The sequence below is a fragment of the Pseudobacter sp. genome (assembly GCF_051955275.1).
GTDB lineage: Bacteria > Bacteroidota > Bacteroidia > Chitinophagales > Chitinophagaceae > Pseudobacter.
On sequence record NZ_JBQCGW010000073.1, the window covers coordinates 1 to 25,300 of the forward strand.

15 protein-coding genes and 1 tRNA gene are annotated in these 25,300 nt (G+C 47.2%); 3 read left to right on the forward strand and 13 right to left on the reverse strand.

Annotated elements, in window-relative coordinates; translation table 11 throughout:
- The 7 genes from ACTHMC_RS06355 to ACTHMC_RS06385 form a co-directional block, all read right to left on the reverse strand.
- Positions 1–549 (reverse strand): TlpA family protein disulfide reductase (locus ACTHMC_RS06355; RefSeq protein ID WP_440411858.1); only part of this gene is annotated, 549 nt, incomplete at its 3' end.
- Between the two features lie 37 nt (positions 550–586).
- Positions 587–1,702, reverse strand: a complete 1,116-nt coding sequence (locus tag ACTHMC_RS06360) for a redoxin domain-containing protein (RefSeq protein ID WP_440411860.1) — start codon at positions 1,700–1,702, stop codon at positions 587–589.
- A gap of 89 nt (positions 1,703–1,791) precedes the next feature.
- Entirely contained in the window at positions 1,792–3,237 is a 1,446-nt protein-coding gene (locus tag ACTHMC_RS06365; RefSeq protein ID WP_440411862.1) for a RagB/SusD family nutrient uptake outer membrane protein, read from the reverse strand.
- An 18-nt stretch (positions 3,238–3,255) separates the two neighbouring features.
- Positions 3,256–7,008 (reverse strand): SusC/RagA family TonB-linked outer membrane protein, encoded by a 3,753-nt coding sequence (locus ACTHMC_RS06370; protein WP_440411864.1) that lies wholly within the window; start codon positions 7,006–7,008, stop codon positions 3,256–3,258.
- A gap of 396 nt (positions 7,009–7,404) precedes the next feature.
- Positions 7,405–8,682 carry a FecR family protein gene (locus ACTHMC_RS06375; RefSeq protein WP_440411865.1) on the reverse strand — a complete coding sequence of 426 codons (1,278 nt, stop codon included), beginning with the start codon at positions 8,680–8,682 and terminating at the stop codon, positions 7,405–7,407.
- Between the two features lie 48 nt (positions 8,683–8,730).
- Positions 8,731–9,348 (reverse strand): RNA polymerase sigma factor, encoded by a 618-nt coding sequence (locus ACTHMC_RS06380; RefSeq protein WP_440411867.1) that lies wholly within the window; start codon positions 9,346–9,348, stop codon positions 8,731–8,733.
- 425 nt (positions 9,349–9,773) lie between these two features.
- Positions 9,774–9,847, reverse strand: a tRNA-Asp gene (locus ACTHMC_RS06385).
- A gap of 76 nt (positions 9,848–9,923) precedes the next feature.
- On the opposite strand from ACTHMC_RS06385, the gene ACTHMC_RS06390 reads away from it, so the two are divergent.
- Entirely contained in the window at positions 9,924–10,823 is a 900-nt protein-coding gene (locus ACTHMC_RS06390; protein ID WP_440411869.1) for a glutamate--tRNA ligase family protein, read from the forward strand.
- Between the two features lie 9 nt (positions 10,824–10,832).
- Here the strand turns inward: ACTHMC_RS06390 and ACTHMC_RS06395 are convergent, their stop codons facing one another.
- Genes ACTHMC_RS06395 through ACTHMC_RS06420 form a run of 6 tightly spaced genes read right to left on the reverse strand, consistent with a single transcriptional unit; the run spans position 10,833 to position 23,374 of the window.
- Entirely contained in the window at positions 10,833–12,200 is a 1,368-nt protein-coding gene (locus tag ACTHMC_RS06395; protein WP_440411884.1) for a sugar porter family MFS transporter, read from the reverse strand.
- A complete protein-coding gene (locus ACTHMC_RS06400; protein WP_440411872.1) occupies positions 12,179–13,246 on the reverse strand; it encodes an aldose epimerase family protein in 1,068 nt (355 codons plus the stop codon). The genes ACTHMC_RS06395 and ACTHMC_RS06400 overlap by 22 nt, the downstream gene beginning before the upstream one ends.
- Positions 13,246–16,581, reverse strand: a complete 3,336-nt coding sequence (locus ACTHMC_RS06405; protein ID WP_440411874.1) for a DUF5107 domain-containing protein — start codon at positions 16,579–16,581, stop codon at positions 13,246–13,248. Before ACTHMC_RS06405 ends, ACTHMC_RS06400 begins: the two co-directional genes overlap by 1 nt.
- Positions 16,582–16,609: 28 nt before the next feature.
- Positions 16,610–18,820, reverse strand: a complete 2,211-nt coding sequence (locus ACTHMC_RS06410) for a hypothetical protein (protein ID WP_440411875.1) — start codon at positions 18,818–18,820, stop codon at positions 16,610–16,612.
- A 10-nt stretch (positions 18,821–18,830) separates the two neighbouring features.
- Positions 18,831–20,339, reverse strand: a complete 1,509-nt coding sequence (locus ACTHMC_RS06415; protein WP_440411876.1) for a RagB/SusD family nutrient uptake outer membrane protein — start codon at positions 20,337–20,339, stop codon at positions 18,831–18,833.
- Positions 20,340–20,359: 20 nt separating this feature from the next.
- Positions 20,360–23,374 (reverse strand): SusC/RagA family TonB-linked outer membrane protein, encoded by a 3,015-nt coding sequence (locus tag ACTHMC_RS06420; protein WP_440411878.1) that lies wholly within the window; start codon positions 23,372–23,374, stop codon positions 20,360–20,362.
- A 155-nt stretch (positions 23,375–23,529) separates the two neighbouring features.
- Between ACTHMC_RS06420 and ACTHMC_RS06425 the strand changes: the two genes are divergently transcribed.
- Positions 23,530–24,438, forward strand: a complete 909-nt coding sequence (locus tag ACTHMC_RS06425; RefSeq protein WP_440411880.1) for an AraC family transcriptional regulator — start codon at positions 23,530–23,532, stop codon at positions 24,436–24,438.
- 172 nt (positions 24,439–24,610) lie between these two features.
- Positions 24,611–25,300: OmpA/MotB family protein (locus ACTHMC_RS06430; RefSeq protein WP_440411882.1), on the forward strand; the 690-nt coding region annotated here is incomplete at its 3' end.

A 25,300-nucleotide genomic window follows, 5' to 3' on the forward strand; every position in this document is an offset into this window, starting at 1 on the left:
CACTATCAATTCCAAAGGAGCTTCCACTGCTGCCGGATGGCCCATCCAGGCAACTTTTTGATCCCGGCCGATAATAAATGCATGGGGAATACCTTCGAATCCTGTTGATTTGATCCAGGTGCTCCACATGATAGTATCCCGGGTGTCGATGCCAACCGCATAGTCCATGCCATCCCCCAGCCGCTCCACGAAATGTTCTACTTTAGAAATATAATCTGCTGTTTTATTTTTCGAATACGCGAGCTCGTTAGTATTGATACTTATTACTGTGGCTTTCCCTTTGTATTTATTGGCTACTTCGCTGAGATGGGGCATTGCGCCACGGCAGGGGCCACACCATGTGGCCCAGAATTCCACTACATACACTTTTCCTTTTTCGAATGATTTTACTTCATCTCCTTTTATCCATTTTGCCGTAATAACGGGCGGTGCGGGCACTCCGGGTTTCAGCTTTGCATCGGGTGGATAATCCTGTGCTGTCACAGCGTTCACTGCCAGCACCAACCCGGTGACAATGAATATCAATCTGACAATTGTTATACGGAACATTTTTATTCTGATTGTAGGTTCAAAATCACAAATGCAGTTATGGAAGGATCTCTGCCAGTTTCTTGGCAAGGTTTTCTCCACGCAGGTTTTGGGCTATGATCTTTCCCTGTGGATCGAGGAGGAAGTTCTGGGGAATGGCTATAATACCGTATTCCTTCGCTGCCACGTTGTCGAATCCTTTCAGGTCGCTCACATGTGTCCAGGGCATACCATCTTCCCTGATAGCTTTCAGCCAGGCGTCTTTCTTTTGATCGAGCGAAATGGCCAATACATCAAAATTCTTATCCTTGAACTGATTGTAGGCTTTGAGTACATGAGGGTTTTCCGCCCTGCAGGGACCGCACCAACTGGCCCAGAAATCCACCAGTACATATTTCCCTTTGAAGCTCTCAAGACTTACGGGCCTGCCTTCTGTGTCATTCAGCACGAAGTTTATGAAGGGTTGTCCGGGTTGAAGTCTTTTTGCAATCACAAGCCTGTCCGCAATTCTCCGGCCATCGGCAGTATTTTTCAATTCATCGGTCATTGCAATGAAAAGGGGTTCAAATTCCGGTACATCGATGATCACGGCCCTGTGTTTCATCATACCGAGTGTTACCCATGAGCCGGGATTGTTCTTGATGAATTCGGTTTCCAAGGCAGTCAAGTCTTTCCGGATGGCCACCAGCTGTGGAAAGATGGAATCCTTTGCAGCATCATTCTTTTCATTGTAATATTGGCGCATCTTTATACTTAGAGGAGCCATTTTATCCCTCAATGGTTTCATGATGGCATTGAACCTGTCAAAATCAGCCTGGGCCACACCGGCCCCTTTCACGGTGGCCGACTTAACTTGTTTATCTCCCCTGATGCTGATCTTTCCTTTTTCCAGGTAAAGATCCAGGAGGTCCCTGGTATACATGTCTGTGTTACCATCGGATTGTTTCAGGGTAATGGTAGCCTCAGACGGATTCAATATGGTTCCTTTGAAAGTAAATTTCCCTTTTTCAACAACTACGGAATCTGTTTGTATCTGTTCTCCGTTGTTGTAGCTGATATAAGCTTTGGCAGGATAGGCTATGTTGCTGATTTTGGCCTTTACCTGGAATTTTTGCTGAGCGTTCAGGGCCGGCAGAGAGAACGTGGCAACACATACGAGCAGGATGTTTTTCATGTGCGAAGCTTTGTCCGGCCACCTGGGTTGTCAGGTGGCCGGATGAATGAAAAAAATGGATGTTAAAGCGGTTATTGATTCTGGTTGTACTATGGATTGTTTTCCATTTGCGGGTTCAGGTCCATTACCTTCTGGGCAAAGCGAAGTGTAAGCCTTTCGGGTTTCAGGGTGTATGTGGCAGATACTCCTCCCTGCGCATTGTACACTGTGTGTGTAGTACCTACAGTGTTGCTGAAATCGGGGTCAACAGACAAACGGCGCATGTCGAACCATCGATAGCCCTGCAGCGCAAATTCGCGGATGCGTTCATCGAGGATGAATTTGATCAGGGCATTTTTATCGGTGGCTATTGCAGGAGGTACAGCTACATTGGAAGGCATCCTTTTGCTCCTGAGAAATTCAACATCAGCTTTTGCGCCGGCAAGATCATTTTCCCGCGCTCTTGCTTCGGCTCTTAACAGGTAAAGGTCAGGTACTGTAAAACCGATTTGTTTGTTGAGTGGACCCGTTCGTCTTAAAAGTCCGGCGGGAAATGCGCCACCGGGATAGGCGGTGCTGCTTAAACAATTCAGGCGGAGATCTCCCGGATCGTAGAGATTGTAAGTTTGTGGGGTGGTCACAATTTCATTACTGATGAACGCCCAGGTAGTGCCATTTTGTTTGGCAAGGATATTTTCTTCATAGGAAGGGGATAAAGGGAAATTAGGGCCGAGAACTCCGATGGGAAGGGAACTGCCACCGGGGGCAAACGTTACATTGTAATCATACAATCCAACATTGATAGCAGCATTGTTCATAAAGGAAAATGCATTATCGAAATGTGGCAGCGCCTGATCAAAACGCCTCATGAACAACAACACTTTTCCCAGTATGCCTTCTCCTGCGGACCTGGAAACCCTGATGCGGTGGGTGATTTGTGAAGGAAGGTCGGCAAGCGCTGAATTCAGGTCGCTCAGAATAAAATCATACACTTCCTGTACAGAAGCCCTGATGAAATTATTTTCAGTTACATCTGCTTGCCTGATGATGGGAAAGCCGGGATCTGTTGCGGCTGTAGCAGAATTGTAAGGTTTCCCGAAATAATTGATCAGCAAAAAGTATGTCCAGGCCCTTCCGACCTTTGCCTGGGCAAGCACCATCTTTTTTTGTGCTTCCGTCCCTCCTGTTGATTGCATCACTTCATTGATCACTTTATTGAAGAGATAGATATTCTTCATGGTCACCCTCATTTCAAAATTATCTTCATCTCGTTGATAGATCACGTCTTCCCATTTGAACAATCTTTGCATGCGCGGTGTCGATCCGGAGAAATAAGGCTCCAGGGAAGCCACATCATCTCCCAGCGCCAATTGGGCATCAGAGTCCATGTTCAGTACAGCAAGCGAAATGAGTGATGTTTCATAGTCGTTGGTGGTTTGTGCAATGAGTTTACCTTTCGGATTCACTTCCAGGAAATCTTTTTTGCAGGAAGTTGCTGACGTGAGCATCAAGGCAATTCCGAAGCTATATAGTATTGAATGTTTGATCTTTTTCATGAACACAGTGTTGAATGATTATTGAAAGTTCACATGCATCCCGAAGGTGATGGTTCCCTGGCCTGAGCGGTAAGGAGTGGTATTGATTGTGGGATCAGTTGTATACGGTGTTGAAGGTATCCTGCTGCCGGTGGAGGCTTCATGGAATTCAGGATCGATCCCAAACTTATTGGCCTTCCACAGCATGATATTGGAAACCTGTACATAGAACCTGACACTTTCGGTAAACAGTTTACCGGCTACATGAGATGGAAGTCTGTATGAAAGAGTAATGTCTCTCAGTTTAATATAGGAGGCGCTTACAACATTGATATCGCCGCTTTGATAATATGCTATTGACCTTCTCGAAAAACTTGAGGAAAAATTGGGATCGTAGCCTGGCACATTGGTGAATGCTTCATCTCCTGGTTTTCTCCATCTGTTGAGGAAATCCGGATGTAGCTGGGAGTAGTAGCCGCTGCTGGATCCCTGGTTGAGAGCATTGCCATGACCGATGATCCTGCCTGCGTAATTCCCACCGGGAACATCTCTTCTCATTACATGTCCGAGATTGAAAATCGTATTGGCTGAAAGCGTGAAATTATCATATCTGAAAGTATTAGAGAATCCTCCGTTCCAAACAGGCTGTGTGGTACCCATGAAAACAACGTCTTCAGGTTTGGCCACATTGGGCGCTTTGGTAATGGTTTTGTCATTCAGCATGATCTGCGGATCGCCCATATTATCGAGTCCTGCATTTTTGTAGGCGAAGAGCGCGAATGCCGGATAGCCCGTAACATATTGCGCACCTACCAGCCTGTCTCCCGTACTAAGGGCTTCGGGATTGTTCATTTTGGTGATGGTGTTCTTATTGTAACCCAGTACGAAGATGGTGTTCCAACTGAAGTGGCGGCCTTCAACATTCACTGTATTCAGTGCAAGTTCGACACCCTTGTTCTCCATATTGCCAAAGTTCCCGGTAATAGCTTCGTAGCCGGTGAATGGATTCACTGTCATGTTACCAAGGAGATCATTTGTTTTCTTACGGTATACATCAACCGAACCATTGATCCGGCTGTTCAGTATAGAAAAGTCTGCGCCAAAATTGAGCGTATTGGTACTTTCCCAGGTAAGTTTTGGGTTGGCGGCAGTGGCAATGATCAGTCCTGTATTGTTCGGCAGGAAGCCACTTGTCTGTGGCGTCATGATATCCCTGGAAGCAGCGGTGCCGGCGGCTGGCGAGTTTCCGGCGATACCCAGTGTTGCCCGGAGAGCGAGCCTGTTGAGCCAGGCGATATTTTTCATGAATAGCTCATCGCTCATCATCCATTTGGCTCCGGCACTCCATACGGCTCTGTTCTGGGCTGATTTGTCCAGTCCGAAGAGATTGCTCTTATCAGCTCTCAAGCTTCCATTGATGGTGTAGCGGCGGTTGAAAGTGTAAGCTGCATTACCATAATAGGAAGTGTAGCGGCTTTCAAATTCTGTCTGTGAAAAGGGGGTGTTCACCAATACGCTGGTAAAAAGGTTATTGGGCATTACAGTACCGAAGATGCCGCCAGCGCCCAGTCTGGCATAGTCCACCGGTCCGAATGTCTGTAATGACTCGTTGTATCCTCTGACCAGACTGCTATTATTGATGACGAGCTGGTTTTGCGCCTCCTGGCCAGCCAGCAAGGTGAGTTGATGCAGCCGGTTGCTCCAGCTCCTGTCATAGATCAATTGATTCCGGATGGTCCAGTTGCGCTGGTTGATATTACTCACCTCATACCGGCCGCCGGTTTCGGGTAGATTATAAACCGGAATGGAAGCAGTGGTAGGCGCCACTGTGAATGATACCAGTTCGGATCTTACGCGGTAACTTTTGGCATCATCATAGGAAGTGATCTTTTGATTTCCCTTGATATACCCATACACACCTTCGAATCGGAATCCCCTGGGCAACGTTACTTTCACACCTGCAGTAAAGCGATTGAGCAGGTTATCGCTTTTTGTGTAACCGTAATTGAATTCATCCAGCGGATTGTAATCAAGGCTTACACGGCTCCTGGCCTGGAAATCAAGCCTGGTAGAGTCTGACAGGATACCCATATATGGCATGCTGAGATTGTTTCCCTGTTCATCCCTGAATAACTGGTAGGGATAAAATCTGTTGTCGATGGAGATATTCCGTTTGGTGGAACTGATGGTATTGGTATGGTCGCTGATAAGATAAGCCTGCAACCATTTATTGATATTGAAATCCTGTCGAAGGTTGATCTTGTAGGTATTGTTCTTATCACCAGGACGTGGAGAAGTATTGTTGGTCCAGGCAAGTGACCCATATACCGAGTATACTTTTCCTCCGGCAGTAAGGGAAACGGTATGGTTTGTCAGGAGTGCATTACGGTACCAGAGATCTTCGATCTGCTGAAGATTGTTGATGGAAGCGAGACTGTCCAGGCTTTTATTGGCCTGGCCTGCTGTAATGATCCCGCGATATTTGTTGTACATGATCACTTCATGCGGTGGCAGTCCGGTACCGCTGATAGAGCTGAAAGCGGTAGCCTGATTCCAGTCGTTGTAATAGAAATAATCATCGGTCATGATCTCCTTTACTGTTTCGATGAATTGTTTGCTGGATAGTACGGGAGTATAGTCGAGGTCCGGCTTTCCGATCAGGTTGATGAAACTATTGTATTGCACTTTTATTTTTTCACCCTGATTTCCTTTTTTGGAAGTGATCACAATCACTCCATTGGCGGCCCTGGATCCCCAGATGGAAGCGGCAGTGGCATCCTTCAGAACGGTAATATCTGCAACGTCCTGCGGATTGATACTGCTGATATCATCGATAGGGATACCGTCCACAACATAGAGTGGATTTCTGCTGGTGCCGGTGTATTCGTTTGGCCCGGTCATAAGTCCGATAGTGGAAAGCCCCCGGATGGAGATCGGATTGCGGCTCTGGCTGGCATTGTTGATGGTGAGTCCAGGCACCAGTCCATCCAGGCGCTGCAGGATATTCATAGTGGTTGAGCGATCTGCTACGAGCCTCATATCAGGCTTAGCAAAAGATCCGGCGCTTCTTTCCTTTGAAATGGATTGATAACCGGTGTTTACGACTGAAACTTCATCTAATCTGGCTATAGAAGGCTTGAGAGAAATAATCAAAGAAGATAAAGAATAACCGGCACCTCCCGTTTTAATTGCCTGCCCGTCAAAAGACACGGCAACGGCGGTTGTAGCAGAGGTAATTTTCAACCCCACTTCACTGTAGCCTATATAACTGATAACGAGAATATCACCCTCGTCTGCCTGAATGGAAAAAGAACCATCACCAAGAGAAGAAGTAGACTTCCTGGTTGTTTTATTCGTAATGGTAGCACCTGACAAAAAATTGCCATCCGGGCCTGTAACCCTGCCACGAATGGGGGTAGCCGGGAGGTAAATACCATTATTATATTCCCCTGTCCCGGCGGAATTGCGTTGCCCGTCAGCAGACAAGGAAACGGCAGTGTTTTTTTCGGAGATGAGAACATTTTTACCGGAAATCTCAAACGTCAGAGGTTGCGCCTTAAACAAGTCGGTAAGAAATTTCGCCAAAGGAACATTAGTAACATTAACGGTCACAGGTTTGGAAGACTTCAACACCACATCCGTATAAAAGAAAAGATAATCTGTCTGGTTTTGAACAGCATTCAAAACAGCCGACAAGGGAACATTTTTACCTGAAAATGTAATATTCTGGGACACTCCTTTTGCCGCTACGTTTAAACAGGCGACTGTCAGTAAGAAAGCAGTCAGCTTCATAACTAGAAGAGTTTTGGTCATGCGGCTGGTACCCCCACGGGCCGGCCATCCACAAAAAGCATTTTTTGTCATAAATTTGCTGTGTTTGGGTAATGTGATAAAGCAGTCTTCGGTGACTATTTTTGTTTGTGTTGCCCAGACTTATATCCGCTTCGTCTGATCCACGAAGCGGTTTTGTTTTGAGCAAAAAGTTTGTATCAGGTCATATTTTTAGTTTTGTCTCGCAGGTTTTACAAACCAGGTTTTGTCATTTCCTCAATAGCATAAACCCCACCATTCTTTCACTGGCTTTTTTTCAGCAATCAAGAGCTATAATAAGATGGAGATTTAATTTATTATCACCTCCGGCGAGGTGTGGCGCGTAACAGTATTCAACGGATCAGGGAATGTGAATAATCAGAGAACTATCAATGTTTTCCCTTCCATTCTATATTTCAAATTCAATTTCCCAAGCATGTTTAAAACCTCGGATAGACCAGCGCTTCTGTAAATACCTCCCATGAACTTAAATGCAGGCTCTTTACCTTCAAATCGGATATCTATGTCGTACCAGCGGGAAAGCTGGTTCAGTACTTCACGAACGGTCAGGCCATTGAAATTGAATGCGCCATTTTTCCACGCCAGGGCTTGGGAGATATTGGCGGGCTGAACCTGTATAGGCGCTGAATCGCTTGTTGCTTTGTTATCCCGGGTCTGATCCGCAATTTCTACCACCGCCTGCTGACCGGCTTTGAGAACAACCGTCTTTTCATTCCGTATTTTATTTTCTCTGTCATTCCGGACTTGATCCGAAATCTTACTCACTTTAACACTGCCTTCAACCAGCGTTGTTTTAATGGCTGCTTCGTCAGCATAAGCATGGATGTTGAAACTGGTACCCAGTACTTGTATGGTCGATTGGTCATTCACATCAACAACAAATGGTTTGGCTTTATTTTGAGCAACCTCCATGTACACTTCACCGGTGATTTTCACTTTTCTATTCTTCGCAGCAAATGCTGCAGGATAAGTAATGGATGAAGCAGCGTTTAACCAAACCTGCGTTCCGTCAGGAAGTGTAAGTTTGTATTGCCCGCCGCGCGGGGTGCTCACGTTATTCATCATCATTTCATCCGGTGAAATGCCTTGCAGATCATATCGGATTTCTCCATTCGCGAGCTTCACCACATTGGCATTGCCTTGCCGGGCGATGGCACCGGTAGCTGCACTGTCCAATATTATAGTACTGCCGTCGGCGAGGGTTAGTATAGCCTTATCGCTGCCAGGCAAAATATCCGCATCAGGCGAAATATTTTTTTCCGCTTTCACCAATGCCTGTTGCGTTCCTTTTGAAGAAATATAGAGGTAAGCACCGGCCCCAAGAATAAAGATGATTGCGGCCGCCCAGCCCCATTTGCGGAGGAAATGCACACGGTGTGCAGCTGGCTTCGATTCCCGCGCCAACAGAGTAGCCAATGTGGTCGATTCATCCCGCTTCTCTTCCTGCCGTTGAAGTTCAGCATAAAAGAGATTCATCTGCTGTAAACTGGCCTTATCCGTCAATGCTTCATACATCTGCCGGGCAGCATCGGAGGAGTTTCGCCAGGCTTCCAGTTCTTTCGCTTCCTCTTCCGAGAGTTCCTGTGATATCTTTTTCAGCAGTAAAAACGCAATATATGATGTTGATGATGCCATTGTGTATTATATGATATCCACGAAAATGGATAAATGTGCAAAAGCAGGTCAGATTTTTTTAAAAAAAGCGATAAGTGACAAAAACAAATTGACCAGCAGCGAAAGCAGTGATCCATTCTTTTTCATCCATGCCTGGATTAATTGTATCGCTCTTCGTTTCTGGCTACGCACAGTGGCTGGTGCAATCTGCATGATGTGTGCTATCTCCTCCGGAGTGCGTTCCCCCTGACAATACAGTTCAAAGATCCGCCGGCAATCGCCAGGCAGGCTTTTTGCGGCCTTATTCATCAGGTAAAGCATCTCTTCCTGAACCCTATGAGCCATAAACTGCTCGTCTTCCTCCGTAACCTGTTGTTTCATGCTTTCCATCCACTTTTCCTTTCGCCCCCGCGAAGCCATCAATGAATAAGCGCGTTTGCGGACTGTGGCAAAAAGAAAATGCCTGATATGATCGTCCGATGTTATCCGCTCTCTTGACTTCCAGAGTGCCAGGAAACTATCAGCAACTACATCCTCCATATCCCCCCGATCTGGCAATAGCCTGCTGGCATAGAACAATAAACGGTAGCGGTAAAGCGAAAACACGGTGGAAAAGGCCGCCTGATCCCCTCTGACAATGCGGGTAAATAGCTCCTCTTCATGACCGATATGAGAATCTGCGCTCATCTATATAATTAATTGTTATCCAATTTCTTGCAACTAATGATTCGATTGTAAAATAGAATAATTATGGACTAAGCAATTTCTGTAGGAAGGTATATAATAGACAATTCCAGGTCTATAAAAGGTTACTTACGAAGCACTCACTGGAAAAAAGTGATCCAATGAAAACACTAAACTAAAAATAATCCCTATTTAGAGAAAATTCATTTGTTTAATTGCAGAAAGACAATGGGTTCCCCCAACTAATAGCCAAAGATTACGGCAATTGATGATCCTGACCAATAAGCATCCCGATATCCTTATTGTTGGTTCAGAAGATACAACGGCAGATTTAATTTTAGACAGGAAATGGTATAAAATGAAGAAAGGATCACTTGCGTGATCCTTTGACTAAAAGATAAACAACTTATAATCGGAAAGCTGTGATGCGGACTGGACGGGACTCGAACCCGCGACCTCCGCCGTGACAGGGCGGCATTCTAACCAACTGAACTACCAATCCAAATGCGGGTTGCAAATATAGGAGTACCGATTCAAATTTCCATTCTTTTCCAACAAAAAACTATTATTGTGCTGAAATGAGCACGCACCCGTTCTGCAAAAAAACAAGATTAGCCCCCACTCCCAGCGGTTTTCTTCACCTTGGGAACATATTCTCCTTTATCCTTACCGCAGACCTCGCCCGCAAAAAAGGCGCTTCCATTCTGCTCCGTATCGACGATATGGACCAGGCACGAGCCCAGGACCAATACCTCCAGGATATCTTCGACACCCTCAATTTCCTGGAAATCCACTGGGATGAAGGCCCGCGAAACGTACAGGAATTCAAGGAAACCTTCTCGCAGACACACCGCCTGCCTATCTATAATGAACTGCTCACCCGACTCAAAAACCGGAAAAAGGTCTTTGCCTGCAACTGCTCCAGATCCTTACTTCAGCAGACTGCTCCGGACGGTATTTACCCCGGCACCTGTTTGCACAAAGGCATCCCCCTCGATACACCGGACGTAAACTGGCGGCTCATCACCAACACCACCGAAACCTTCCGGATCAATTCTCTTGAAACGAATATCTTCACCTACTCCCTGGACGAGAAAATGTCCAATTTTGTAGTCAGGAAAAAAGACGGTCTCCCCTCCTACCAACTCGCCTCCCTCGCAGACGATATCCATTTTGACATTGACCTTATCGTAAGAGGGCTGGATCTCCGCCCCAGCACCATCGCACAACGATACCTCGCCAACCAACTCAAACCAAACTCATTTCAGAAAGCAGCCTTCATGCATCATATCCTGCTCACTGATGAAACCGGTAACAAACTTTCCAAAACCGCCGGCTCCATTTCCATTCAATACCTCAGAAAAGAAGGGAAAAAGAAAGAAGATATTTTCAAACTGATCGCCAGGTTAACCAACACCAACGAAAAAGGCATCCACAACTGGCAGAGTTTTGCGGATGCCTTTTTTAAAGAAGATTGATCAATATTATTAATGCCCTGCTATCACGCCTTCCAGCTCTTCCAGGGTCTTACCTTTTGTCTCACGTGTCTTGAACCAAACAAAGAAGAAGCCAATTAAACAAACAGCCGCGTAGATATAAAAAGTATTGTCTTTGTACTTATCAAACAATATCGGGAATGTAAACACCAGAATAAAATAAGCCAGCCATAAACTGATCACGGCAACAGACGTAGCTGCACCACGAACCTTGTTAGGGAAGATCTCAGCAATCAACACCCAGGTCACAGGAGCTAACGTCATCGCATAAGTGCCGATAGCCATCAACAGGAACCAGCTAACATTCGCAGATCCTGCCGCCAGCATGTTTACAACAACAACATATAAAATTGCCAGTCCACCTGCACCGATCAACATCAGCGGTTTTCGGCCTAACCTGTCCACCAGCAGCATCGCCAGTAAAGTGAACACTAAATTGATCGCTCCAATGAACACTGTCTGCAACAACTGATCATCCTGCGAAGCACCGATACTATCAAAGATCCGCGGCGCATAATTGAACACCACATTGATGCCGCATAACTGCTGGAACACTGCCAGGCCAATACCCACCAGCACTGCAGGCAGTATGCCCCTGGTCAGCAACACCCGATAATTCAGCTTCGCATTACCAGCCATCGACTTAGTGATCTGCTCCAATGTTTTACTGGCAAAACCTGCCCCACCGATCTTTTCCAATATTGAAACTGCTTTATCTTTTTGTCCGGCACTGATCAGCCATCTCGGGCTTTCCGGTAAACGCATCGCCCCTATCAGGAACAAAGCAGAAGGTATCGCCCCCAAACCAAACATCCACCTCCACGCATCCACACCATGATTACGCAGACTATAATTCACCAGGTTGGTGATCAGTATACCGATCACAATGGTCAGCTGGTTGATCGCTACCATCCTGCCCCGCAAATGCGCGGGAGAGATCTCGGAAATATACATCGGCGATAACATAGAAGCCATGCCCACACTCACTCCTGCAATAGCGCGGCTTGCGATGAAAAAATTCCTTTCGCCCGAAACCGCCATCGCCAGCGAAGACACCATGAAAACTGCTGCTGCTATCATCAGTCCCCGCTTGCGGCCGTATTTATCTGACACGGCCGCTGCAATCACACAGCCCGCAATAGCGCCGATAGCCAGACTGCCCGTTGCAAACCCTTCCCAGTATGCGTCCAGTTCAAACTGCTTTTGCAAAAATGGCAATGCGCCGGAGATCACCGCAAAATCAAATCCGAACAAATAACCTCCCAACGCGGAAATAAAGGAGATACCGAGAATATATTTTTGATTGAATGTTTGCTGTTGCATGATTGTTATACGGTTTAATCGCTGCTGATGCCGAATTCAAATATAGTGGTACTACGATAAGGTGAGCCGGGATGCACAATCGTATCCGGAAAATGAGGATGGTTCACGCTATCCGGAAAAGCCTGCGTTTCCAACGCAACAGCTCCATGCCGCTGATAGGGCACACCCTGCTGTCCGGTTGTTTTACCATCCCAGGAATTACCGGTGTATACCTGTATGCCTGGCTTGCTGGTGTACACTTTCAAAGTCCGCCCGGTACTGTCTTCCGTCAATAACGCTGCTTCTTTCAAACCCACCCTGGCATCCAGTACGAAATTATGATCGAAGCCACCATCACACACCATCTTGCCAATATCCTCACCGATCCTCTTCAGTTCACGGAAATCCAGTCCGGTTCCCTGTACCGGCAGGATCTTTCCAGTAGGGATATTGTTTTCATTCTTCTCTGTATAAAATCCTGCAAATAGTTTCAGTGCATGTTGAAGTACAGAGGGTTCTTCAAAACCTGTAAGATTGAAATAACTATGATTGGTGAGGTTTACAGGTGTACTCTTATCTGTAGTTGCAGTATAATCTATCTGTAACCGTCCATCTTCATCCAGTGTATACAATACCGTTACTGACAGATTTCCAGGATACCCCTCCTCTCCATCTTTACTTACATACGAAAACATCACCCCGCACTGGTTTTCATTCTGCGCCAATGCCGAAACCTCCCAAACCTTATGGCTCAATCCATCAAACCCGCCATGCAGGTGGTTTACACCATTGTTCTGTGTCAGTTGGTAACTGTTTCCTTCCAGCTCAAACTTACCTGCATCGATCCGGTTGGCATATCGCCCGGCCACTACGCCAAAATAATCCTTGTTCACCATGTATTGCAAAGGATCTGAAAATCCTGCTACAATATTCCGCGACTCTCCATTTTTATCAGGAGTATGAATGGACATGACCGCGCAACCGATATTCGTAAGATCCACAGTGATCCCACCATTCTGCAATGTCACCTTCACTATCCTTTCATTACCGGCAACGGGCACGGAGACTGACGATGGTTTGTATGTTTGTTTAGTGATCGCCATTATTTAATCTGCATGGTTTGGTGAGCAACAAAAAACGGGAACATCTTCAGGTGCGTCATCGCGCCCTGGTGGTTGATGTCCAACACCAGCACATCCTGCAGCATCTGCCTGGCCTGTTCTTCATTACCCAGACCAAGATGGCCCAAAGCAACGAGGTACTGGCAATGGATCTTATTCCTGAGATCGAGGTCCACATCAAAGACCAGCATATCCGGCAGGGATACAGCAAAATAATCAATATGGATCACATCATCCTGGTGCTGTTCACCAAAGGCAATGAAACGGCGGAAGATGGCATCCGCTTTCTCCGGTGCTCCAAGCTTTCTCCAGGCCAGAGCCTGGTAAACGATCTTATCCGGCTGGGGATCGTTATAATAGATAGCCTGTACAGGTTCGCTGATGCCTACTGTGGCCTTTATGAAATACTCTTTCGCCTTCTGATCCTGGTGCAATTGCTCATACGCACATCCGAGCAAATAATGGATATCGTTCTCCTGTGCTCCAAACAGTTTTCCTTCTCCCAGGTTCTCAGGATATTTTTCGAGTGAGGATAATAATTCAATAGCCTTCTGCTGATCCTGCTCCAGCAAAGCCTGTTTGGCCAGTTCAATATGACAAAGCAGGAACTGGCTCAACACCTTACCTTCCCCGCCCTCCCATGGATGAAATTTGCGCGCAGCCAGCAGCTTACGGGCCTCCTCAAATTTCCCCAGGTTGTTGAAGAGCGTGGCGCGTTCCAGGTAGAGATCGTCACGCTGCTCTACCAGTGCGGGATAACGATCCAGCAACGCCAGTCTCTCTGCAAATGGTTTTCCGGAAATTTTATATAACTGATCAAGCTCCATCAGCACCCTCGCATCCTTCGTATCCAGCTTGAAAGCAGTTTCCAGGAGCTCCTTTGCTTTGGGCTTGTTCTTAAGCTTATTGTAATTGGCAAGGCTCAGGTTACGATGCACAGTGGCAAAACTTTTATTCGCTTTTCTCGATTGCTCCCAACTGGCAACAGCTTCCTGATACTGACGTTTATCATACCAGAAATTACCCAGCGCATACGCTGCTACAGCGTCTTTCGGATTCATCTCCAAAGCGGATTTCAGGATCAGCGACTCTTCCACCTTGTTCGGGAAACAGCCATCAGCACTCAGCCCGCCAGCTGTTGTCAGGTGCGCCGACTGCTCTGCAGTCAATCCCGCTTTACCGGCAAACCATGCCAGGTAATAGTGCACCATGGGTGATGCAGGACCTGCAATGGCGACAAATCTTTTCAACAGATCCATTGCCTCTGCATAAAACCCTGCATGTGCATATTCCAGCGCTAGCTCTAAATAGTTGTTCCTGTCATTCCTCATCAACAACTCAAACTTCTGCAATGCAGCCGCAGCTTGTTCTCCGGAATACAAGCCACTCAATTCATAATAACAACCCGCATTGAATGGGTCCATTTTCACAGACTCCGTTGCAAATGCAATCGCTTCCGCCTCTCTTCCCAATTTTCGCAGCAATACCACTTTCAAGTGCCTGGTGGTTATGCTTTGATAATTCCTGATCAGGGATTTCTCTGCATGTTGTAAAGCCAGTGTATAACGTTGTTGTGTAGCTGCAATTCTAGCCAGCGCCAGGAACCCGCTATGTTGCCAGGCATCGTTCCAGGTAGCTTTGAAAAAACTTTCGTAAGCATCGGACAGCTTATCCTGCAGTAACAGGCTCCAGCCCAGGTTATAGTAAGCCTCCCCATCATAAGGGTTCGGATTTCGCGTGGTAAGCGTTTCAATGGCGCGGCGGAAGTAAGGTTCCGCTTTCTCGAACTGACCGCGGCGCAGCAACAACAATCCCATTGCATTGTTACAGCGGATATCACCCGGACTGCGGCGTAACGCCTCCTCATAATAATCTACCGGATTGAAAGTAGCATGTCGGTATTGCTCCAGGTGCAGGCCATTCAGAAACAATTCTTCCACCTGCCCGATTTCATGAGGCAGTTTTGCGGCAGTGGCAGCAGCGGGGACCGGCTTCTTCGTTGCCGGCTCAGGCTTCCAGCTCACCAATTCATTACCTTCACTATCCAATACAATGATCTGTAAAGAAGTCAAAGCCGATGGCTCTGAGTCCTCATATTTATCCAGGTATACATTCTCAGGAGACAGTGTGACCCAGGAACGCTTCACCTCATTTCCATGCTTCAGCAACAACACACAGGCATCTTTGTAAACGGCTGTTGCATATACTTTCAGTAATACGATATTGCCTTCCACCTCCAGGTTCACCATCGCTTCCTTCGTTGCATTCTTTACTGCACCGATCAAAGCATAAGGCATGAAGTATTGCTCGAAACTCTTTACCTCATTGGGTTGCATCCAGCTGAAGTCCGGCTGGTTATCGGTAAATACACCCGTCATCAGTTCAATATAAGGACCATCCTCATCGGTGAGGTTCCTGTCCCAGGCAAAGCCGAAATCTCCATTGCCCCAGGTCCACTGTTTCTTACCTGGGCTCAGGTGATGATCGGCCACATGCAGCATGCCTGCCTGTGTATCGTGTTCATAACATCCCATGAAATCATAGCCTGATCTGATGGCCATATAAGAAGTAGGAACAGGAATGGTATCGTAGCGGGAAATATCCGTGCCCGGTGCATAGTTAACTTTGTAGTAAGTACCGGTAGCAATAGGGAAATCAGATACATCGCGCTTTCCGTGATCGAACACGGCATATACATCAGGAGGGAAAACAGATTGATAATGTTCATTCACTTTCACGGCAGGATTGGCCCACCAGAGAAAGGTCTGTGCAAACGCAGAGCGGTTGAAAAGCCTGCCTTTTATTTCGAGATATGCTTTTCCGGGATGTAGTGTGAATCCGGCCATACCCTTGGTGCGGAACATGAGCTCGGTCTCATTCACCCAAACCGTTTTACTGCCATCAGGATGTTCTTCAATAGTGTAATCAACAGGACTGAAAGTACTGGGCCTGTGGTGCTGTGGCCAGTTGAATTCAATACCACCTGAGATCCATGGACCGGCAAGCCCTACCAGCGCAGGTTTCACCACCTGGTTATAATAAACGAAATCTCTTTTCCGGATCTTGTCGTACGCACGCTGAACACGCCCGCCCAATTCAGGCAATACCATGATCTGGAGATATTCATTCTCCAGGTACAGCGCAGTATATTCTTTGTCGTGTTTCTCATCATGGATCTTTTCAATCACAGGATGTGGATACACTACGCCGCTGCTGCCCTGGTACACCCGTTTCTCCAGGAACATTGGATTCTTTTCCGGTTCACCGGTACCATAGGTTGGTATCGAGATCTTTTCTACCCATGCTTTTACACTCATAGCAATATTTTTATTTTTTTGCGGCTCTCTAATTAATAGGGACCAGCCTGACCATTACAGCATCCCTTGCCTGGACGGTAATGGCCAGTTCCTGCTGATCTTTATTTATCCTGCCTGTTTCTTTTCCTGTAAGGATGTCCTGCACTATATACGAACCGGGTTTCCAACCAACTTCAGACTGCCTGAAACTTTCAGTGAAAGGTTTATCCAGATCGAAGTTGAAGGCAGCCAGCATTACCGTATCTCCGGCCAGATAATACCCAAGCTGCAGGTTCTGCGCCTGCCCCAGCGGGAAACGCAACGGGGTAAACGCTCTGGGCGCACTGAAGAAATCGCAGACGGCTCTATTGTCCAGGAACAACCGGCCGCGCTCCGCAGCCAGCTTATCCCGGAAATCAGAACCATCACCGAGAATACTACCCATTACCATCATGGACAGCAGCCTCACTTTCACATCCTGCTCACTGATCGCTTTGTTCTTCTGGAAATTCTTCATTACCACCACGTCCATATTGGTGTACGGCCAGAGATTACCCTGCGTCCACCAGAAATTGGTAGCGCTGATCATGCTGGCAGCTGTGCTGCCGTAATGAGGCCATCCAGGAATATCATTGCGGAGATGCGAATACACATCGGTACTCAGAAATCTCGTATGAGCATACTGATTAGGGAACAACGGAGAGATCGCCTGTGTAATGAAGATATCCGGCCCCATGATGGAATCCACCAGGTGACGCAACAGTTTCATCCCGTAATTGTAAGCCTGAATACCTGTACGCACCTGTGGGTCATAGCGGCGTGCTGATTCCAGTGCCCCTGCCGATAAAAAATCTATTTTGATGAATGTAGCATCGATGGCCTTTGCCTTCTGCAACTGTCCGATGATGAAATCTCTTACGTAAGGATGGGTGGGATCGATGGGAAAAGCGCCCCAGTCGCCATCTTTATAAGGTACATAGTTTCCCTGCTCATCCAGCAGGATAACATCGCGAAGCGGATGCTCAGTACCTGTGAGTTTTGATTCTCCGATATGCGTTTTCCAGGTCCAGAGAGAAAAAGGAATGAAATAGAAGCCCATCTGCTGCCCCCTTTTCTTTCCATACCTGCTGATGCTTTTCAGCACTTCCGTGGAATAGGTATTCTGGTCATAGGAGTCCACGCTCAACACCGGCTGCGTACTCCTGTTGAAGTTCTTCAGCGAGTTCAGGTAATCGGAGATCTTTCCAACATCTCCGGGCATCATTACTTTTTCGTAACCAAGGACCCCTTCCACTCCAAAACTGTTCCAGTAGAATGGTGCTGCCTTTTTCCATTCGCTCATCCCGTTCACTTTCTTCAGCACGCTGCCGAATAATTGCAGGTCATTCCGGATATCGGCGGAGCCAGTGAGGAAGAGTAATGGAGAGAAAACGGATTCTCCCAGCTGCGTGCCATGTGGCATCACATCATGGGTACCATCTTTTCCGCCATAGGAGTCAGGTAGTCCCTGTACATCCTTTGTAGCAGCGCCACCGAAGACGATGAGCGAATCGATGATACCTTCCACATTACCTGTACTATATTGAATACCGGTTTTCCAGAAATCATGCATCACACTTCCTGCCACAAAACCTGCATTGCTGCTGGCATCGTAAGCAGAAGCCAACTCGTAACTCATACCTCGTACGGTCTTATCTGCAGAAGGCCATCGGCTGGCAATCACATCAACCCAGTTATCGTTGTCGAACGGATAATCGGTGAAGACGGACTGTTTACCCGGCATCTGCACTTTGCCCTGATATGCCGGCAGGATGGTGAGCGGTGATATATTCCTTGTCTCTAGAATAATATCTTTTCCGGTCAACTGTCCCTCCGTACTGATCAGCAGGAAGGGATTGGATTCGTAGATGGTGATATACTGTATGAGCTTTGCTTTCTTTGCAGCCGACTCATGCACCAGGTTAATACAGATCCCCTTTCCCAGCGGGTCTTTGATGGCATCCGTAGTTACATTGTGCTGATCGAAATCAACAGACACCAATGTACCTTGTTGCAGGTCGTTCACATAAGCCACCGTATTCTCAAAGGAAACGCCATTCGTGAACCTGTAACTTACTTTACCATTGCCCAGGTTCACCAGCACTTTCAGGTGCGGATTGCTGAACACCATGTTCTCCCCTTCCATTTTCTGCTGTTGCGTCATTCCGGCAAATGGCAGTAACAACAGTAAGCATTTAAGCGCGCTCCGTACAGTCATCATCAATATCATTTTAGTATCCGGGATTCTGGTCGGTTGGTTTCAGAGAACGGTTCAGTTCGAACTCTACGGAAGAAATCGGGAACAGCAGGTTCTTCTGCGCGATATAGTTCGTAGCATCCGGATTATAGGCTTTCACATTGGTGAGCAATTTGCCGGTACGTTTCAGATCGAACCAGCGCCAGCCCTCAAAGCCAAGTTCACGCATGCGTTCTTTCAGCAATTCATCGCGCATTTCCGCTTCTGAAGGTGCGTGTCCCAGCACCACTTCCCAGCCATCAAGGCCGGCACGGCCGCGGATCTTATTAAGCTGCGTGAGTGCATCACCGGTCTGGTGCAATTCATTCAGTGTTTCTGCATACATCAGGATTGCATCCGCATAACGGAGGAAATAAAGATTGCGGGAAGAAACGCCACCATTGAGGGATTTCCCCTGCGTGATATCATATTTCTTTACGTGTGGCTTGCCAACATCAGCCCACCAGCTGTAATCCACCACGTTTCCACTGGCATCATAGAAGATGTAGCGGATGCTTGCATCCCTGCGCTCATCGCCACTTTCAAAGCTGTTGGCATAGTAATCTGTAGGGATTACCACATGACCACCACCACCACTCCGGGTATTGTTGTTATGCCAGCTTCCCAGCGTATTTGCCTGTCCGTTAGTAAATCCATTATCATTGCTGTACTGGATCTCGAAGAGTGATTCTTTATTGTTCTCATTCACTTCCTTAAAGAGGTCTGCATAATCATCCATCAGACCAACATTGGTGAGTGTCATCAATGGCTGCAGGGTGGTCCTTGCATTTTCATAGTCCTTTCTTGTGAGGTATACTTTACCGAGCAGGGTTTGAGCAGCTTCTTTATTGGCATGACCTACTTCAGCAGTCCCTTTGGGTTGCAGGTGATCAGCCGCAAATTTCAGGTCATCGGTGATAAGCTTGTACACTTCATCTTCGGAGCTCCTGGCTTTTCCGCCATTGGCGTCTGCTGCAGGGTCCACCACCTCTGTAGGCATCGGCACCGGACCGAAGAACTGCACCAGTTTGAAATAGTAAACAGCACGGAGGAATTTCGCTTCCCCCATGAGCCTGTCTTTCATCTGTTGCGAAGTCTGGGAAGAAGGAATATATCTTACGGCCTGGTTGGCGTTGAGAATGCCTTTGTACAGGTTGTTCCAAACGCCCTGTACCAGCTGGTTCTGGGCGGTAAGCAGACTGTTGTAACTATTGATACCGTCATAATGTTGCCAGTATCCGCCCCAGGTGGGAACAAAAGAAGAGGTCTTACCTTCATCGGTACCCACGATGCCGAAGAAATAATAATCTCCGTTGTTGTACTCCATGAATTTGCGGTAAATGCCGGTAACGCCGGAAATAGCGCCCTGTTCAGTTTTGTACAGGTCTTCCGGGCTCATGGCTGTTTCCGGAGTGATCGCGAGTTGTTTGTTGCAACCTGCAAGCGCCACCACCACTGTGATGGCTGCGATCCCTTGCTGAATATGTTTATATATGCTAAGCATGGCAAGACAGATTTACAGAATTAAAAACTTAATTGAAGACCAAACAGGAATGTGCGGTAGCGTGGGTAGGTATCATACTGGCCTACGCCGATCTCCGGATCGATGCCCTTGTACTTTGTAAAGAGGAAGGGCTCCACAGCCTGCACATATACGCGCAGTGAATTCACCTTGATCTTGTTCAGCAATTCGTTCGGCACATTGTAACCCAGGGTGATATTCCGGATGCGGATGAAATCCCCCTTCTGTGCAATGTAGCTGGAAGTGCCTGCCGGCAAGGCCTGCAGCGAACGACCGAACTGATTGGGACGAGGCACATCCGTATTGGTATTGTCTTCCCTCCAGAAATTAAGTCCTTCTTTCAGTGTTCTTGTAGATGTTTTGCTTGAATAGTAGAGATAATCCTGGTACGCCTTATTGCTGATCATATGGCCATACGTGTAGTTGGCGAAGACCGTCATGGAGAACTGCTTGTACCTCCAGTAGCTCCAGATACCACCCCATCCTTTAGGCACGGTACGGCCAACGATCACGCGGTCATACTGGTTGATGATCTTGTTGCCATCCATATCTTTCACACGAACATCACCAGGCCTTGCATTGGGATTGAGTGTGAAATCATCCCCTTTCTGGTAGAGGCCATCATACACATAATCCACGATAAGACTGTTGGGTGCTTCGCCCACTTTCAGCGTAGGGCTCAGGGAATCCACGCCAGGCAACAGTTTGGTGATCTTAGACCTGAACTTTGACCAGTTTACATCCATCTGCCAGTCGAAATTTTTACTCCTTACCAGGTTGAACTTTACACCCAGGTCAATACCACGGGTATTGAGCTCGGAGATATTGATCCACTTGTAATCGAATCCCTGTGAAGGGGCCAGTGAGCTGTTCAGCAGCAGGTCGTGCACATTCTTATTATAGAAGTCCAAAGTAATGCGCATGAAGTTGTTCAGCACAGCCAGGTCGAGGCCGGCATTGAATTGCCTTTGCTCTTCCCATTTCAATGCAGAGTTGCCCTGCAGGCTCGATCTTATCTGGAAGCCCGGAGTCTGATTGGATCCGTTGTACGGATAAGCGCCTGGGATCATTTGAGTGAAGATGGCCGTCTGATCGATATCCTGGTTGCCCACGATACCATAACCAACACGGATCTTCAGATCATTGAGCCACGACTGCGTTTTCAGGCCGATGAAGGGTTCATCGATGATACGCCATGCCGCACTGATACTGGGGAAATTACCGTAACGGTTCTCTGAACCGAAACGCGAAGATCCGTCGCGCCGGATCGTACCATTGATAATGTAACGGCCTTTGTATTTATAGATCACACGACCGAGCATACTCGCTACCGTCCAGTTGAAGTAATCACTGCTGATTGCATCCCTGTTACCGGCCAGGTCCATTCGCTTGTAGGTAAGATCATCGGTAGGGAAGTTGGAGGCTTCTTCGTAATTCCACTCCTGTCTTCTCTTCTGGTAAGTGGCACCGGCGAGGAAATCGAAGTTATGGTCCTTGCTGGGCAGCCAGCTGTAATTAAGGGTGTTCTCCCAGAGGAAATCCCTCCATCCGAAATTCTGCACTTTAGCGATGCCTTTTTTGGCAAAACCGGTACTGGTGGTTCTGGGATAATACTCGAAGCGTTGGTTCTTGTATACATCCAGACCAAAGCTGGAGCGGAAGGTAAGGTTGGGAATGATCTTATATTCTCCGTAAAGTGAACCGAGGAAACGGTCATCTACATTGCGTTGCGGGTTCTGAGTAAGTGTCAGCGGGTTATTGAAGAGCAGGTTACCGCTGGATGGATCGAAGTTGGCGGAGGGCTTGCCTGTTGAATCGTAAATACTCATCAGCGGGCTGATGGTTAGTGCATTGTAGTACACTTCATTGCTCACCACATTGTTCACGATATGGGAGAAATTGGTATTCACTCCTACTTTCAGTTTGGCGCTCACTTCAGATTCCATATTCGCTTTGAGCGAGTAGCGCGTGAAATTGGATCCCCTGATGATACCATCCTGGTTGAGATAGTTGCCGCTGAGGTAGAATTTATTCTTGCCAAAACCATTGGATATGCTCAGGGTATGGCTGCTCTGCGGAGCAGTCTGCGTAACAGCGCCCACCCAGTCCGTCCATTTTCCACTGGCGATATTGCGCCTTTCATCTCCATTGAACAGCAGTGTGTCCAGCAGGTTATTATTGGGCCATGCCACGGGATCTTCATCGCTGAGGCCCACGCGGCGCAGGTTTACGTAATCGTTGATATTATCCACGAAGTCGTAGCTCCTGATCATTTTCTGAAAACCAACATAAGCATCGTAGTTCACGGTTGTCTTGCCGCTGTTTGCTTTTTTGGTGGTGATGATCACCACGCCTGCAGAAGCCCTGGAGCCGTAGATGGCGGCAGCAGAGGCATCTTTGAGAACATCGATCGACTCAACATCGTTCGGATTGATCTCGCGTAGGTCATAGCTAACCACAATCCCGTCTACCACATAGATAGGACCTGATCCTTCAGCGATGGCGTTGATGCCGCGGATCCGTACGGCCGTACCGGCACCGGGCTGGTGACCGGTGTTCACTACCTGCATACCCGGGATACGGGCCTGGAGTGCCTGGTTGATATTGGTGACAGGCAGTTCCTTCAGCTCCTTGCCGGATAAGCTGGAAATAGCGCTGGTCACATCTTTCTTGGCTTGTTTTCCGTAACCGATCACCACCACATCAGAGAGATCTGTTGCCTCTTTCTGCAACTTGATCTGAACGGTGGAATCGGATTCGGCTACATTCACGCTCTGGGTTTTGTAGCCCACATGGGTGATCACCAGGATCACTTTGCCTTTTACGGAGAGGGAAAAAGTTCCATCGGCGCCAGTGGCTTTGGGCGTAGCATCCCCGATGGCGGAAACGGATACACCCGGCATCGGTAATTGAGTTTCTGAATCAGTAACCTTACCCTTCAATGTTCGGGTATTCTGGGCCTGGGCCCCGGCTATAAGTAGTGTAGTGAGAAAAAGAAGAAGAGTTAGTCTTCGCATTGCAATCGTTTTTGGCGTTTTAAGTGAGGATGCCATTTCTGACCGAGGGATTTGGCACGATTCAAAATTCGCATTCCTTTTTTTGCCGGAGAATAGGTTATTTTCCGAAAAAGATAGATTTTTATACGGTCATTCACCAACCACGCTTGTCAGCCATGTCTATAAAAAAAGGTCGTAAAAAACAGGGATTCGAAGGGCAGAAGCTCATTGTGCTCCCACAGAAGTTAGATGCCGGGTTCCTGAAGAAGGATCCCATCACCAGACAGCTTTATATTACGGATATCGGTTATTATCCCAAGGCCCAGCAGCATTATGTGGACAGGCCGCATGGGATCAGCCAGCATATTATCATCTACTGCGTGGAAGGTCAGGGCTGGGTAAGCATCAATAAAAAGAAGATGGACATCTCCCCGGGCAATTTCATTGTGATACCAGCCAATGCTCCACACAAGTATGGCGTGAATGATGAGGATCCATGGACTATTTACTGGGTACATTTTAAAGGAGAAATTTCCAGTTTTTTAGTGAACCTGATCACCGGAAACTCTCAGAACTATATTCCGTATCTCTCTTACAACGAAAACCGCATCAAGCTGTTCGAAGAGATCTGCATCAACCTGGAAGATGGCTACAGTATCGAAAACCTCCGCTATGCCAATATGATGTTCCAGTATTTTCTCTCCACACTCATGTATGAAGAGAAGTATAACAGGGTGGAACATGCGCAGCCGGATGATCCTATTGCCAATACCATTGAACTGATGAAGCAGAAGCTCGATCACAATATCACCCTGAACGAATTTGCGAATCATTCGCATTTGTCTGTTTCCCATTTCTCCACCATCTTCCGGCAACGCACGGGCTTCTCTCCCATCGAATATTTCAACCAGCTGAAGATCCAGGATGCCTGCCAGCAGCTGGCCTTCACACAAAAACCGATCAAGCAGATCGCTTATGAACTGGCCTTTCATGATCAATACTATTTCTCCCGCATCTTTAGCCGCTTTATGAGCATCTCGCCCAAGGAGTACAGGAAGAAGACCACGCACAAGATCAATGCATAATGATCTGGCAAAGCTTTTGCCTTACTGATATATAGCCGTAAATCAGATTTATGGACAGGAACAGGTTTTGGAGGGAAATTCCTCAATACGGGGATTACCATCCACAGTTATTGGATTTTTCATTGCCGGATGCAATGCACCGGAATCACATAACATCAAAAAAAGAACAGTTATGAAAATCTCCTATTTATCAGCATCACTGCTGGTACTGGTTATGGCTGGTACAGGCTGTGTAAGTAAGAAGAAATTAGACACATTACAGACAAGCTATTCAGATCTTCAGGCAATGAACCAGCAACTGGCCAGGGAACTTTCCACCTGCCAGCAGAATTTAAGCGGCTCCTCCACCAGGGTGAAAAGCCTGGAAGAACAGATCGAATCGCAGAAAGCAGGACTGGCTTCACTGGAAGCCGCATTGCAGAAATGTCTTACCTCTACCAGCCAGGGCAATGTGAACATCTCCAAACTGGTGGATGAGATCAATGCCTCCAATAAATATATCCAGCACCTGGTGAATACCAAGAACAAGAGCGATTCGCTGAATATGGTGCTCACCAATAATCTCACCAGGAGCCTCAGCCGTGAAGAAATGCGCGATGTGGATGTACAGGTGCTGAAAGGCGTTGTGTATATTTCGCTTTCCGATAAGATGTTGTACAAGTCAGGCAGCTACGAAATTTCCGCCACCGCCGGTGAAACATTGGGAAAAATCGCCAAGATCATTACAGACTATAAAGATTACGATGTACTGATCGAAGGTAATACGGAAAACGTGCCCATCAGCCAGCCGAATATACGAAACAACTGGGACCTCAGTGCCCTCAGTGCCTCTTCAGTGGTGCAAGCCCTCAAGAATAATTAT